At 56.0% G+C, this 14,697-nt stretch carries 14 protein-coding genes; 8 read left to right on the top strand and 6 right to left on the bottom strand.

From position 1 onward, the window contains the following. Positions 1-2 precede the first annotated feature (2 nt). From secD to queA, 4 genes are all read right to left on the bottom strand, one after another. Positions 3-1,856 carry a protein translocase subunit SecD gene (gene secD, locus G5367_RS08180; protein ID WP_005344680.1) on the bottom strand — a complete coding sequence of 618 codons (1,854 nt, stop codon included), beginning with the start codon at positions 1,854-1,856 and terminating at the stop codon, positions 3-5. A gap of 18 nt (positions 1,857-1,874) precedes the next feature. Next, entirely contained in the window at positions 1,875-2,210 is a 336-nt protein-coding gene (gene yajC, locus G5367_RS08185; protein ID WP_005337327.1) for a preprotein translocase subunit YajC, read from the bottom strand. 51 nt (positions 2,211-2,261) lie between these two features. After that, positions 2,262-3,398, bottom strand: coding sequence for a tRNA guanosine(34) transglycosylase Tgt (tgt, locus tag G5367_RS08190; RefSeq protein WP_005337329.1), 1,137 nt, complete (start codon positions 3,396-3,398; stop codon positions 2,262-2,264). A 74-nt stretch (positions 3,399-3,472) separates the two neighbouring features. Further along, positions 3,473-4,525: a tRNA preQ1(34) S-adenosylmethionine ribosyltransferase-isomerase QueA gene (gene queA / locus G5367_RS08195; RefSeq protein ID WP_421294122.1), complete on the bottom strand. Its 1,053-nt coding sequence runs from the start codon at positions 4,523-4,525 to the stop codon at positions 3,473-3,475. Between the two features lie 230 nt (positions 4,526-4,755). Between queA and G5367_RS08200 the strand changes: the two genes are divergently transcribed. The 3 genes from G5367_RS08200 to ahpF all read left to right on the top strand — a co-directional run bounded on the left by G5367_RS08200 (position 4,756) and on the right by ahpF (position 8,169). Then, complete coding sequence (locus G5367_RS08200) at positions 4,756-5,202, top strand: CBS domain-containing protein (RefSeq protein ID WP_040066530.1); 447 nt, start codon at positions 4,756-4,758, stop codon at positions 5,200-5,202. 691 nt (positions 5,203-5,893) lie between these two features. Continuing rightward, positions 5,894-6,460, top strand: coding sequence for an alkyl hydroperoxide reductase subunit C (ahpC, locus tag G5367_RS08205; RefSeq protein WP_005344674.1), 567 nt, complete (start codon positions 5,894-5,896; stop codon positions 6,458-6,460). 122 nt (positions 6,461-6,582) lie between these two features. Continuing rightward, complete coding sequence (gene ahpF / locus G5367_RS08210) at positions 6,583-8,169, top strand: alkyl hydroperoxide reductase subunit F (protein WP_005344672.1); 1,587 nt, start codon at positions 6,583-6,585, stop codon at positions 8,167-8,169. Between the two features lie 693 nt (positions 8,170-8,862). Here the strand turns inward: ahpF and thiI are convergent. Continuing rightward, complete coding sequence (thiI, locus tag G5367_RS08215; protein ID WP_421243954.1) at positions 8,863-10,311, bottom strand: tRNA uracil 4-sulfurtransferase ThiI; 1,449 nt, start codon at positions 10,309-10,311, stop codon at positions 8,863-8,865. A 64-nt stretch (positions 10,312-10,375) separates the two neighbouring features. Here thiI and G5367_RS08220 point away from each other — a divergent pair, with 64 nt between their 5' ends. Next, complete coding sequence (locus G5367_RS08220) at positions 10,376-10,933, top strand: hypothetical protein (protein WP_421294125.1); 558 nt, start codon at positions 10,376-10,378, stop codon at positions 10,931-10,933. Between the two features lie 4 nt (positions 10,934-10,937). After that, entirely contained in the window at positions 10,938-11,120 is a 183-nt protein-coding gene (locus G5367_RS08225; RefSeq protein ID WP_040318810.1) for a hypothetical protein, read from the top strand. 205 nt (positions 11,121-11,325) lie between these two features. Here the strand turns inward: G5367_RS08225 and G5367_RS08230 are convergent, their stop codons facing one another. Continuing rightward, positions 11,326-11,616 carry a hypothetical protein gene (locus G5367_RS08230; RefSeq protein ID WP_421294127.1) on the bottom strand — a complete coding sequence of 97 codons (291 nt, stop codon included), beginning with the start codon at positions 11,614-11,616 and terminating at the stop codon, positions 11,326-11,328. Between the two features lie 444 nt (positions 11,617-12,060). Here G5367_RS08230 and G5367_RS08235 point away from each other — a divergent pair, with 444 nt between their 5' ends. From G5367_RS08235 to G5367_RS08245, 3 genes are all read left to right on the top strand, one after another. Next, entirely contained in the window at positions 12,061-12,747 is a 687-nt protein-coding gene (locus G5367_RS08235) for an antirestriction protein ArdA (RefSeq protein ID WP_421294129.1), read from the top strand. A 194-nt stretch (positions 12,748-12,941) separates the two neighbouring features. Then, entirely contained in the window at positions 12,942-13,154 is a 213-nt protein-coding gene (locus tag G5367_RS08240) for an Hha/YmoA family nucleoid-associated regulatory protein (RefSeq protein ID WP_139411564.1), read from the top strand. Positions 13,155-13,167: 13 nt separating this feature from the next. After that, positions 13,168-13,737 (top strand): recombinase family protein, encoded by a 570-nt coding sequence (locus G5367_RS08245; protein WP_128343664.1) that lies wholly within the window; start codon positions 13,168-13,170, stop codon positions 13,735-13,737. The last annotated feature ends 960 nt before the right edge of the window (positions 13,738-14,697 follow it).

A 14,697-nucleotide genomic window follows, 5' to 3' on the forward strand; every position in this document is an offset into this window, starting at 1 on the left:
CCTCAGATGGGCAGCTTGTCGATACGCCGTCCACCCCAAGCCAGGTTGATAATGGCACGGGAAACTGTGATGGCAGTAAACATGGAGGCGGTCAGACCAATGCCCAGCGTCAGGGCAAAGCCCTTGATGGCGCCAGTACCGATACCGAACAGGATCACGCAAGTGATCAGCGAGGTCACGTTGGAGTCGGCGATGGTGGAGAATGCCCGATCAAAGCCCAGATGGATGGCTTGCTGAACACCGCGACCGTTGCGGATCTCTTCACGAATACGCTCGTAGATCAGCACGTTGGCATCCACCGCCATCCCCAGCGTCAAGACGATACCGGCGATCCCAGGCAGGGTCATGGTGGCACCCGGGATCATCGACATGATGCCGACAATCAACACCAGGTTCATACAGAGCGCCAGGTTGGCGACCCAGCCGAACGCGCGGTAGTAGATCCCCATGAACAGCACGATCACCAGCATGGCCCAGCCGATGGCTTCCATACCGCTGTCGATGTTCTGTTGACCCAGGCTCGGGCCAATGGTGCGTTCTTCCACGATCTGGATCGGGGCGATCAGGGCACCGGCACGCAGCAGCAGCGCCAGGTTGTGGGCTTCGTTGGCGTTGTCGATACCTGTGATACGGAACTGGCTGCCAAGACGCGACTGGATGGTGGCGACGTTGATCACCTCCTCCTGCTTGCGGAACTTGCGCTTGCCATCCGGACCAGGCTGACCAACCGGCTTGTACTCGATGAAGACAGTCGCCATCCCTTTACCCACGTTGTCCTTGGTAAAGTTGGCCATCTTGTTGCCACCCTGGCCATCCAGCTTGATGTTGACCTGGGGACGGCTGTACTCGTCGAAACCGGACTGGGCACCCACGATGTGATCACCGGTCAGGATCACCCGCTTGTGCAGTACCACAGGACGACCATTGCGATCGGTATAGACCTTGGAGCTGGGAGGTACTCGCCCTTCCGCGGCAGCCTGAATATCAGCAGCCTCATCCACCATGTGGAACTCCAGGGTAGCGGTCGCCCCCAGGATTTCCTTGGCGCGGGCAGTATCCTGAATACCGGGCAGTTCAACGACAATGCGCTCGGCGCCTTGCTGTTGTACCAACGGCTCGGCCACACCCAGTTCGTTGACCCGGTTACGGATGATGGTGATGTTCTGCTCCAGGGCGTACTTCTTCACTTCCTTGATCTTGGCTTCGCTCAGACCAGCCAGCAGGATGAACTCATCCCCTTTCTGCTCGGTAGTGAAAGTCAAATCAGGGTTCTGACGACGCAGATGAGAAACGGCGCGTTCCTGATCGGCTTCGTCACGGAAGATCACCTGCACCTGATCACCGACCCGGCGCACGCCGGAGTAACGGATCTTCTGGGTGCGCAGCTCGGCACGGAAATCCTGCACCATCTGCTCTTGCTGCTTGGTCAGTGCTTCGGCCATGTCCACTTCCATCAGGAAGTGCACACCACCGCGCAGGTCAAGACCCAGCTTCAGAGGGGCCGCACCGATGGCTTCGAGCCAGGCGGGAGTGGAAGGTGCCAGGTTGAGTGCGGTAATGAAGTTGTCACCCAGCTTGTTGGCAACAATATCGCGCGCCTTGAGCTGGTCTTCGGTGTTCTTGAAACGGATCAGGATCAGACCGTGCTCGAACGCAGCATGTTTGACCGGGATTTTCGCCTCGTCGAGCGTCTGTGTCACCAGGTCAAGGGTATCTAGCTTGACTTCGGCACCACGGCTGGCAGAAACCTGCAGGGCCGGGTCTTCGCCGTAAAGATTGGGGGCTGCATATAGAAAACCGATGGCGATCACGAAGACCACCATCAGGTATTTCCACAGCGGATAGCGATTCAACACGCTGTGCTCCTTGGGAGATTAAAGGGACTGGATAGAACCCTTGGGCAGAACGGCAGAGACGAAGTCCTTTTTGATGGTGACTTGAGTCTGGTCGTTCAGAGCAATCACCAGGTAATCGCTGTCAGCAGCCACTTTGGCAATCTTGCCAACCAGACCACCGGAAGTGAGCACTTCATCCCCCTTGGACAAGGAGCTCATCAGATTGCGATGATCTTTGGCGCGCTTGGCCTGGGGACGATAGATCATGAAGTAGAAGATCAGGCCAAATACGGCCAGCATGATGATCATTTCCATACCACCACCCTGTGCACCCGGTGCTGCGCCTTCTGCATACGCCTTGGAGATAATGCTCATTTAACAACCTCTTATTGATGTAGATTTGAAAAACAAAATTATATATTGTTGTTATTTAACGTCATTTTCAGCTAACGGAGGCACAGGCTTCCCTTGCCGACGGTAAAACTCAGTTACAAAGTCGTCTAATTTACCCTGCTCGATCGCGTCCCGCAAACCCTGCATCACACGCTGGTAATAACGCAGGTTATGGATCGTATTCAGACGGGCACCGAGGATCTCGTTGCACTTGTCCAGATGGTGCAGGTAGCTGCGGCTGTAGTTCTTGCAGGTGTAGCAATCGCACTCGGCATCCAGGGTGCTGGTGTCGTTGCGGTGCTGAGCGTTGCGGATCTTCACTACGCCATCAGTGGTAAACAGATGACCGTTGCGGGCGTTGCGGGTCGGCATGACGCAGTCGAACATGTCGATACCGCGGCGAACCCCCTCCACCAGATCTTCCGGTTTGCCGACCCCCATCAGGTAGCGTGGCTTGTCGGCCGGAATTTTCGGGCAAACGTGCTCGAGGATGCGGTGCATATCCTCTTTGGGCTCACCCACCGCCAGACCGCCGACCGCATAACCGTCGAAACCGATCTCCAGCAGCCCCTTGAGAGAGACATCCCGTAGATCTTCATAAACTGACCCCTGAATAATGCCGAACAGGGCATTCTTGTTGCCGAGCGCATCAAACTTGTCACGAGAACGCTTACCCCAGCGCAGGGACATCTCCATCGACTTGCGCGCCTCTTCGTAAGTAGCCGGATAGGGCGTGCACTCATCGAAGATCATCACGATGTCGGAGCCCAGATCGTACTGGATCTCCATGGACTTCTCGGGGTCGAGGAAGATCTTCTCGCCATTGATGGGGTGACGGAAGTGGACGCCCGCTTCGGTGATCTTGCGAATATGGCCCAGGCTGAATACCTGGAAACCACCGGAGTCAGTCAGGATCGGCCCCTGCCAGTTCATGAAATCGTGCAGATCACCGTGGGCACGCATCACTTCCTGACCCGGGCGCAGCCAGAGGTGGAAGGTGTTGCCCAGCAGAATCTGGGCACCGGTTTCACGCACTTCTTCAGGGGTCATCCCCTTGACGGTGCCGTAAGTACCGACCGGCATAAAGGCCGGCGTTTGTACCACGCCACGTTCGAAGACCAGTTGACCGCGACGGGCACGGCCGTCGGTGGTTTTCAGTTCAAATTTCATTGCTACCTCGATTCAGTCAGAGAAACAGTCTGACAATAGGAGGGCCGCTCAGGGCCCGGTAAATACGCTGAAGCTTATGCTTCAACCTGGCGACGGGTGACGAACATGGCGTCCCCGTAGCTGAAGAAACGGTACTGCTCGGCCACCGCTGCCTGATAGGCCGCCATCACGTTGTCATAACCGGCAAAGGCACTGACCAGCATGATCAGGGTCGACTCCGGCAGATGGAAGTTGGTGACCATGGCATCGACAATCTGGAACTGGTAGCCAGGGAAGATGAAGATATCGGTGTCACTAAAGAAGGGCGCCAGCGGTTTGCCCTGCGCCAAGGTAACCTTGGCCGCGCTCTCCAGCGAACGCACCGATGTGGTCCCCACCGCAATCACCCGACCACCACGGGCACGGGTGGCCGCGATGGCATCCACCACCTCTTGCGGCACTTCCGCATACTCGGAGTGCATGTGGTGATCTTCAATCTTCTCAACCCGCACCGGCTGGAAGGTCCCCGCCCCTACATGCAGGGTGACGAAGGCCGTTTCAACCCCTTTGGCCCGAATTTTCTCAAGCAGCGGCTCATCAAAGTGCAGACCGGCGGTCGGCGCGGCAACGGCGCCCGGCTTTTGATTGTAAACAGTCTGGTAGCGCTCCTTGTCGGCATCCTCGTCGGGACGGTCGATGTAGGGGGGCAGCGGCATGTGGCCGATGGCTTCCAAAATCTCCATTACCGGACGCGGGTCGAGGAAGTGGATCTCGAACAAGGCGTCGTGACGGGCGCGCATCTCTGCCTCCACGCCCCCATCCATGATCATCCGGGTGCCCGGCTTGGGTGCCTTGGATGCCCGGACATGAGCCAGCACGCTGTGCTCGTCCAGAATGCGCTCGACCAGTACCTCCAGCTTGCCACCGCTGGCCTTCTGGCCAAACATGCGCGCCGGAATGACGCGGGTGTTGTTGAATACCAGCAGATCGCCCGGATTGAGCTGATCCAGCACATCGACAAATTGACCGTGGCGCAGAGCGCCAGTTTGACCGTCGAGCTGCAACAGGCGGCTGGCGGTACGCTCCGCCATCGGATAGCGGGCAATCAGCTCGTCTGGCAGATCAAAATGAAAATCGGATACTTGCATCTTTCACCTCGGGGGGAATCGGCGGCTAGTCTAGTTATCCCCATCTTCCAAGGCAACCCAAAAGACCAAAAACCCAAGAGAGACAAGGGGTAGCGGGCAATTTTGTGAGCACTAACCGGTTAATGACTCTTTAATGTTTTGTATTGACCCTGATCATGTTTTGCCACCCATGGCTGGGCTAGGGTGGAGACAGGCGGAGAAGAAAAACCAATGCAATCAGGAGGCCAACCATGATGACCATATCCGAAATCATGACGGAACATCCCTTTACCCTGGGGCCGGAGAACAGCGTCAAACAGGCGATGGATCTGATGCAGCAGGAGCGGATCCGCCACATTCCCATCGTTGACGAACACCACCATCTGCAGGGGCTGGTCACCCTCACCGACATCCTGGCCACCCGCGAATCCAAGCTGCTGCTGATAAGCCCGGAGCGGGAGGCGGAATTTACCGACAGCGTCCACCTTGACGAGATCATGACCCGCCAGGTTGCGAGCGTGGATCCCCATGCCGGCATCAAGGAGGCTGCGCTCTACCTGCAGCGCCACCGGTATGGCTGTCTGCCGGTGCTCAAGGGACGCAAGCTCATCGGCATCGTCACCGAGTCAGACTTCATTTCGGTGGCCATCAACCTGCTGGAATTGATGGAGGAGCAGGAGCCCCCAACCGATTTTTGACACAACAACCTGTAATTTAATTACAGAAAAAGCGTTTTCAGCAGTAATAAAGAGCAATAAAGGTGAAAGTGTTTCATTTTGATTGAAAAATTACACCAACCGCTTGCCATGTGATCTTCATCACACTATTATCCCCCTCATGCAATAGTTGCCGAGGGGGAGATGAAGGAGTGTGCACCCATCCTCTTCCTCTCATATGTCTGCAAGTTTGCACACCCCGTAGTTAGTCTTTGCTGTAAAGCATTTGTTTATATAGCCATTCCTTGTTTGATGACCCGGCCCTGTCGTTGCGATAGCGCCGGGATTTTTTTATCCGCGTTTTCTGCTCTCCCCCTTGTCAGCACATCTCCATCGCTGCAACCAGTTCCCTCAACCTCCTGCGCCACCTGTTTGCTCCACCGCTTATCTCATCGCGTCGCCATGCCTCTGCACACCTCTTCTCATGCCTTGAAAAGGCGATGTAGCGCACAGATATTGAACCATGATAAGGAGTTATCTCAGTAGGCCAGAGATATTCATGTTAGGTACAGCCATAGTAAGCTATCTAATAAGTAGATTTAAGCGATTCAAAAATGCGGCTTTTATCGATTAGCAGTAGCCCCTATGATGAATCCATCGAAAGTTAAGCGCCTCGTCTGGCAAGACTCTTCAACACCAGACAGGCATATGTACATCACCAAGGAGCAATTACATGTCTACCTACATCAACACTGAAATCAAGCCGTTTAATGCTACCGCCTACCACAATGGCAAATTCGTGCAGGTCTCTGACGCAGACCTGAAAGGCAAGTGGTCCGTGGTCTTCTTCTACCCGGCTGACTTCACCTTCGTCTGCCCGACCGAGCTGGGCGATCTGGCTGACAACTACGCTGAATTCCAGAAGCTGGGCGTCGAGATCTACGCTGTCTCTACCGATACCCACTTCACCCACAAGGCTTGGCACGACACGTCTGACACCATCAAGAAGATCCAGTATCCGATGATTGGCGACCCGACCGGCACCATTACCCGCAACTTTGGCGTGATGATCGAAGAAGCCGGCCTGGCCGACCGCGGTACCTTCGTGATTGATCCGCAGGGCATCATCCAGATCGTCGAGATCAACGCTGGCGGCATCGGCCGTGACGCGCTGGAGCTGCTGCGCAAAGTCAAAGCAGCCCAGTATGTCGCCTCCCACCCGGGTGAAGTGTGCCCGGCCAAGTGGAAAGAAGGTGAAGCTACCCTGGCTCCGTCCCTGGATCTGGTAGGCAAGATCTAAGCCTTCCGCTTCCAAGACCGGCCCGCATAAGGGCCGGTCTGCTTTCCGGCCCTCAGAAACGCCATCGCGCGCTTTTGACCTGTGAAGATGCCGACCCGCAATCACCAAGAAGGAATTCGAAGATGTTGGATACCAACCTCAAACAACAGCTGAACACCTATCTGCAGTACATCGTCAATCCCATCGAGATCAGCGTGTCCGGCAACGACAGCGACAAATCTGCAGAGCTGCTGGCGCTGGCCAGCGAGATCGCCGAAATGTCCCCCAAGATCACCCAGACCTCTGGCAATGCCACCCGCACGCCTTCAATGAGTATCGCGCCGCAGGGCCAAGCCCCGCGCGTTCACTTTGCCGGCATCCCCATGGGTCATGAATTCACCTCGCTTGTGCTTGCCCTGCTGCAAAGCGGCGGTCACCCCTCCAAGGCCGATGCGGCCGTGCAGGAGCAGATCCGCAATCTCAAGGGCGAGTTCCACTTCGAGACCTATATCTCCCTCTCTTGCCACAACTGCCCGGACGTGGTGCAGGCGCTGAACCTGATGGCCACCCTGAACCCCGGCATCACTCACACCATGATCGACGGAGCCCTGTTCCAGGAAGAGGTCAATGAGCGTCAAATCATGGCGGTGCCGAATGTTTACCTGAACGGTCAACCGTTCAGCCAGGGCCGCATCTCGCTGGAAGAGATCGTCGCCAAACTCGACACCGGTGCTGCAGAGCGCAAAGCCGCCGAGCTGAATGAGAAAGATCCCTACGACGTTCTGGTTGTCGGAGGTGGCCCGGCTGGCGCCGCAGCAGCCATCTATGCCGCCCGTAAAGGCATTCGCACCGCCATCGTCGCCGAGCGTTTTGGTGGTCAGGTGATGGACACCGTCGGCATTGAGAACTTTATCTCCGTGCCCTACACCGAAGGCCCCAAGCTGGCCGCAAGCCTGGAGCAGCACGTCAAGCAGTACGGCGTGGAAGTGATCACCGAGCAGCGCGCTGCCGCCATCAGCAAGGATGGCTACGTAAACGTGGATCTCGCCTCTGGCGCCACCCTGAAGAGCCGCGCCGTGATCCTGGCGACCGGTGCCCGCTGGCGCGACCTGAACGTGCCGGGCGAACTCGAGTACCGCACCAAGGGCGTGGCCTACTGCCCGCACTGCGATGGCCCCTTCTTCAAAGGCAAGCGGGTTGCAGTGATCGGTGGCGGTAACTCCGGCATCGAGGCAGCAATCGACCTGGCTGGCATCGTCGAGCATGTGACCGTGGTGGAATTCGCTGACACCCTGCGCGCCGATGAAGTGCTGCAGAAGAAGGCTCGCTCTATGGGCAATATCGACATCATCATGAGTGCCCGCACTACCGAAGTGATCGGTGATGGCAGCAAGGTGGTCGGTATGGATTACGAAGATCGCACTACCGGCGAGATCAAACACCTGGCGGTGGCTGGCATCTTCGTCCAGATCGGTCTGGTGCCGAACACCGAGTTCCTGAAAGGGAGCGAGATTGCCCTGACCCGCTTTGGCGAGATCGAGATCGATACCAAGGGTGCGACCTCCCTGCCCGGCGTCTACGCCGCTGGGGATGCCACCACGGTACCGTTCAAGCAGATCATCATCTCCATGGGTGCCGGCGCCACTGCCGCGCTGGGGGCGTTCGATTACCTCATCCGCAACCCCGCACCGGAAGCGGAAGTCGCGAAAGCAGACACCGTCACAGCCTGACCATTCTCTGCACCGTAAAGCCGACTCAATGAGTCGGCTTTTTCATGCGTCTCCGCGCCAAGTGCTCAGGACAAACACTGTCCCAATGGCATGTCGAAAAATTAAGTTTGAATAAAACCAGTACTGTCTACACACCAGCTCTATACAGCTCCCCCTTACCAGATTGCGTAAAGCGCAGTGCTGGGAAGACGATATGTAAGCCAGAGATTGGCCGTCCGCAAGACAGGTCTGTGTTGCTACGACGTCAGCAAACATACCGCTTTGCGCTGACGTCCCCACTCTCTGCGTACGATGGCCAAGTATCAAGCCACACGGGAAGAGGGCATTGCTGAAGTCGATGAGACCTTCTTCCTTGAGTTGCTCAAAAGGCTACGGGGCTTACCTGGCACGACAAGACAGCCAGGAGACAGAGAGCGAATCCGGGGACCGGGCCGGTTTACATCGCACTATATGGTGGAGCAGGACTATGCAGGTTTTCAGTAAGAGCAGATGAATGCCGAAGCCATCAGAAACGTCATGCCCTTATCTATCGTCGTCGGAGGCTAGCTGTTTAGTTATGGGTTGGCGCAGAATACTGGAACATTACGGGAAGGAGGTGAATATCAATGTGTGTTTGCATGAGGTGCTTGGGCACCCCATGCAACATGTAACGTAATGGGTGCATAGCCTTTTTATAGGCGATTGAGTGCCAAATTACGGACGGTAAACTTTGACGTTATCAAAGCCCTTCTCTTTCAGATAGAGCGCCTGCAACTTGCTCATCACGCCGCGATCGCAGTAGAGCAGATAGGTCTTCTCCTTGGACAGATCGCCAAAGGCGGTGGCCAGCTTGAAGAAGGGGATATGCAGCACTTCACGACCTTCCACCACCAGCGGCTTCTCATCGTGTTCATCGGCAGAGCGGATATCCAGGATCACCTCGTCAGCGCCCAGCACCTGGGTCGTTTCCACCTCTTGCACTTCAGCAGCAGTCTCTTCACCGATACGGCGGATATCGAGGTAACGGGCCTCGGCCACCACCTTGTCCAGAATGGAGAAGTCAAAATTGGCCTCTTCCTCTTCAATGCGGGAGAGCTCGGCCTTCACGGTCGGCTTCTTCGAGATGACACCGCAATACTCCGGCATGGTTTCGGCGAACTCCAGGGTGCCGATGCGGCGGGCTTCACTGATGATATCCGGCTTATCCCAGGTGATGAGAGGACGCAGGATCACCTTGTCGGTCACCCGGTCAATCACGTTCAGGTTGGTGAGAGTCTGGCTGGAGACCTGACCCACACACTCGCCGGTCACCAGCGCCGGGATCTGGAATTCATCGGCCACCTTGGCGGCGGCACGCATCATCATCCGCTTGAGCACCACCCCCATCTGACCGTTGTCGATCTTCTCGAGGATCTCGGCGACCACCGGCTCGAAGTCCACCGCGGTGAAACGTACCCGGTGGGATGAACCGAAGCGGTTCCACAGGTGATAGGCCACCTGCTTGACGCCGATCTCATGGGCCGCACCGCCCAGATTGAAGAAACAGTAGTGCACCCGGCAGCCGCGCTTGATGAACTGGAACGAAGCCACACCGGAGTCAAAACCGCCGGAGAGCAGACTCAGCACATCTTCCTGGGTCGCGATGGGCATGCCGCTCAGGCCCTGATGGATGGCGCTGACGATAAAGAGCTCCTCACCGTCGATCTCGAGGTTGATCTTCACGTCCGGGTTCTTGAGGCGCACACCATTGCTTTCGCAGTGCTGATTCAATCCACCGCCCACGTAACGCTCAACCTCGAGGGAGGAGAACTCATGCTTGCCGTGGCGCTTGGCGCGCACGCAGAAGGTTTTGCCCTTGAGCTGGTCGCCCCATACGGCTTTCACCTGCTCGAAGATGTCGTGCAGATCGGTAAACTTGCTGGCTTGTACCTCGAGGAAGGCCTGAATGCCGGGAATGCAGGCCAGGGCTTCGATAGCCTGCTCGCGGAACTGGTCATTGCGGGAGCTCACAATCAGCTTGTCCCAATCCATCCGTACGCGGGCATCGTCGTCGAAGCGGCGCAGGACATTGCGGATATTGCCCTGCAGGATTTTGATAAAGCGCTGGCGAACCGACTTGCTCTTGATGGTGATTTCCGGGAACAGCTTGATAATGAACTTCATGGGGGCTCTTTAAATTTTAAGGTAAATCAATGACTTACAAGTAGATGTGGGAACGAATGTTAGAATGGGAGTTCCCGTGAACAGCTACACATTATCTCACAGCGACCAACTTGTTGCCACCCTTGCCAAGCAGCCGGTGTCCACCTTCGGGACCCACTACACCAAAGAAGTCGCCCTCTTCATCGCACGACACCTGAACAAGGCCCAAGGCTGGGCTGCGAGTCTCTACCTGCGGACCATCGCTAAGGGTATCGGTTGCACCACCCGCACAGTCCGCAACTCCCTCCGCCGTCTGGAGTCCATCGGTTTCTTCAAGACAGAGTTCCGGAAGCACGACCAGATAGCCAACTGGAATCTGGCCTCTGTGTACCGCATCGGGTCAGCGCTCCTAGCCCTTTTCCGTACCCCCAGCACCAAGCGTCCGGCTAAGTCTTTGACTTCTTCTAAACAGAAACAAAGTAACAAGGATCACGCTCCCGTTTCTTCGTCTGTGAATAAGTTCACCATGTTCGACCGCAAGCGAGTCACCAAGACACCGGAAGAGTGGGAAGCCAGCCAGAAGGCCAGCCAAGAGCACAACAGGAGCGCCCTACAGAAGCTCATAGCGATGATGAAGGGATGACCCTATGGATGCTTGGGGGATAGGACCAGCGATCAAGCAGGAGTGGCTACAGGAGATCCTGCTGCCCTTCCTGTGGGATGAACTGGAAGAGTTCGAGGAAGATGGAGAGGACGCCCCTCTGTCGCCCTGTGGCATCCCCTTTGACTGTCTGGACTGTCGATTGTGTGAATACCTTGAGAGGACGTAATGATGACCGAGCGTAAAACTCTGGTGTGCGTGGAGGCTGGGCTAGGGGTAGCTGAAGGCCAGCGATTCCCTGTGCTGGGAGAGAATGGGAGTGTGTGGGAGATACTGCTGGGCGGTGAGTACCGGAAGGTGAACAAGCGGTCTGGCCGTGTGCAGGGCTGGAAGACAGGCCCGAGGTTCGAGCCTGAGTCTACGCGAGACGGAAGTTAATAGTGCATCCTGAAGCGGACAACGTTCACTGGATCGGCCTCGTTCTCTTCGATGAAGAACGTCTCTTGGTCCGCACCGTTTACAGAGAGTGCTACATGCTCCCGCACATTGTGGTTCTTCAGCACCTCACAGTTTGTCGCCTGCTCCTCGTTCTCCAAGTCAAAACTGACGAGTATGTAATTATTCGATACGGGCTCACCGTTGGATACCCTTGGTGTGGCTTCGTAACGAGCACTTGCATAACCGAAGTCTTGACCGTTAAGTCGCAGGGAAGTAATTGCTGTCATGTAACGCCTCCTTGTGGTCTGAAACACGGGACGGTATCAGGTAGGAGACGCGAGGTAAATCCGAATGAAACTTGGGGTCAGCTTTGAGTCTGACCCTTGGTAAATTCTGGAAAAAATCTGAAGGGCTATTTCAGTGATAAAGCGCCCGCCAGTTCCCCCCGTATACCCCCCAAGAACCAGCCATTAGACAGCCCTGCCGTCCTCTTTCTCTCACCGCCTGAGCCTCTGCCTGTGCCTCTTTTTGTACTAGCCCCAAGCCATCCCATTGCTAACACATAGGCGAGCCCCTGCGTTTTCCTATCGCCTCCTGCTGTGTCTCTCTGCCCTTCCATCCGTCCCATTAGGTATACCTTCCAAGAAAAATTTATAGCAGGGTATTGACCCGTCCCAAAAACGTCTCTAAAGTACAGTCCCGTAACCACTAAGACATAAGGAGACACTGCGATGAACATTGAATCCCGTGCTGCTGACCTGCGGACCTCCATCAAGCTGATGACTGGCGACCTCTGCTACTGCAAGACACGCGCTCAAGTTGCCTCTCTGCGTGAAACCATTCGTCAACGTGAAGAAGAACTGAAGCGACTGGAGGACCAAGCCTTCATCAACCGCTGTGTGGCTGTGCTGGATACCGCTGGGATGGGAGAACACAACGTCTACATCTACTGGTTCCGCATCGACTACGGCTGCTGGATTGACGCTGAAGAGGTCGTCAACGCTGGGGGTCTTAGCGACTACCTAGAGTCCCTTGGGATGGAACCGGCAGACGTGGCCGAGCTGATGACCCAAGACTGGGACTGTCAGGATGCTGAAGGGCTGGCTTCTCACTGCCTGCACAAGTACGGGAGCTTTGACTGGAAGGCTCTGGAGGAACTGCTGGAGGTGGACTGTGAGCCCGAGGTACTGGCGGCAGGACTGGCCTGTGAGATTGCACCAGAAGAGATTCAGGACCGCTACATGGGGTCTTGGGACAGTGACGAGGACATGGCTATGGAGCTGTGGGAGGAAGGAGGACTACTTGAGGCAATCCCAGCGTCTGCCCGTGGGTACATCGACTGGCAGGCCGTAGCGAGAGACATGGAGCTTAACGGGGAGTTCGTGAGGTCTGGCACCTACTACTTCCGCAACTGCTAAGAGGATGGCTTCCCTTAGCGCCAACTAGGGGAAGCCTGAGCGAATCACCTATCAACTCTGGGGAGAGTAATGATGAAGATGGAACCACTCGGAAGGGGAATCTACAGGCTGCACATGGAGGGATCAAGTTATACAATCGCTGGCTTTGTTGATTGCTGGCGATTCGCTTGGGAGAAGATGAAGGAGGTTTCCGAATGATTGACTTGGTTATCAGACTACGCCGATTCAAGAGCAGGAAGTCACTGGAAAGAGTTGCCCCAAGGATGCTCGATAGGGCTTCCTCTGCGGGCCTCCAAGAGGAACTGAAGGTCATTGCTGCGATTGACCATCGGAAAGCTGAGATAGCAGCAGGAAGGCATTACGACGCGGGGAAAGTCCCTATGACAGCTTGGGCATTGGTGGATTGAGTAGGAGAGAGTGATGGGACAGGTTATCGGTTATGCGCGAGTGTCGTCTGTCGGTCAATCGCTGGATGTTCAACTGGACAAACTGGCCGAGGCTGGAGCTGAGAAGGTCTATCAGGAGAAGATGTCCGGCAAGTCAGCCAAAGACCGTCAGCAACTCCAAGCCATGCTGGGGTATGTCCGAGAGGGGGACACAGTGGTGATCACCAAGCTGGACCGTCTGGGCCGTTCTCTCGCTGACCTTCTGGCTATCGTGGAGAAGCTGGAAGAGAAAGGTGTGACCCTCCGTGTGCTGGACCAGACGTTTGACACAGGGAGCGCACAGGGCCGCCTGATGCTGTCCATGCTGGGAGCCTTTGCTGAGTTCGAGCTGGAGCTGAGGAAGGAGCGGCAGATGGACGGGATCGCCAAGGCCAAGGAGCAAGGGAAGCACTTGGGCCGACCGAAGGAACTGGACGAAGAGAAGGTCAAAGAGCGTCTGAAGGTAGGCGACCTGTCCCCTGCTGGTGTCGCTAAGGAGCTGGGTATCGGGAGGTCTACAGCCTACCGGATAGCGAAAGCGATGAAAGATGCAGGCGAGCTGTGAGTTGATCGAGTGTGTCTATCGGTAGAGCCTTGAGCCATCGAAAAGACCTATCATCAAGACTGTCCCAACGTACATTAGGGAAAGCTAATTTACCCTGACCAATAGAAAGAACTGATCGAGTGACCCACTTTGATCGAATCTTTCAATCGACCCCCGAGGCTGTTCACTGCGACACCTTGGGGGTTTGTCGTTTGGGAGGACTCGACGATGGCCCGTGTGTCTCTTGCCGTCTCCCTCTGGTCCCTTCTCCTTGCCTCCCTTCTCCCTTTCATCCTTGTCCCTGCTGTCTTCAGGCTTTCTCTGTGGATCTCTGAGATCGTGCAGGGGTGAGCCTGTGGGGTTGCATAGGGGAAGGCGTAAGGTGAGCACAGAGATCGTCTGAGGGGCTATCTGGAGGGGAGCAGAGGGGGACTGTGGGGCTGACTCTGGGCCTGTTCGTCTGAGTGCCCCTGTTTGTTGTCCCGAGGTCAATCCCGAGGACTACCCGAGGTCAATCCCGACGACTCCCCGAGGTCCATCCCGAGGCCAGCATTCCCGACGACCACCCCCAAGACCATCCCCAAGACACCTTCCAGAGACTTCCAGAATAGGAGCTAATTGGGCTAGTCACTTTTCCCTGACCCTAGGGGGGATACATAAGACCAATACTAAAAGACTACTATAAGACATCTATTAGATACCCTAGATACTATCTCTCTATACTCTACACTCTACTTACTATAGGTATCTTTAAGACTACCCAAGGTCTACCTAGAGACTACCCAAGGACGCCTCAATGGCTGTCCTGTTGTCGCTTCTTCAGGTCTCCCTTGCTTGCTTCTCCCTAGCTGCTCAATACCTACAGACTACCCAAGGTCTACCAATCGACTCCTTCAGGATGGCCTACGGGCTGTCCTGTTGTCGCTTCCCCAAGACTTCCCCCTGACCATCCCCAGGACAACCGAGTGACAACTTCAGGAC

This window comes from Aeromonas sp. 604282 (genome assembly GCF_049170575.1).
Taxonomy (GTDB): domain Bacteria; phylum Pseudomonadota; class Gammaproteobacteria; order Enterobacterales; family Aeromonadaceae; genus Aeromonas; species Aeromonas veronii_A.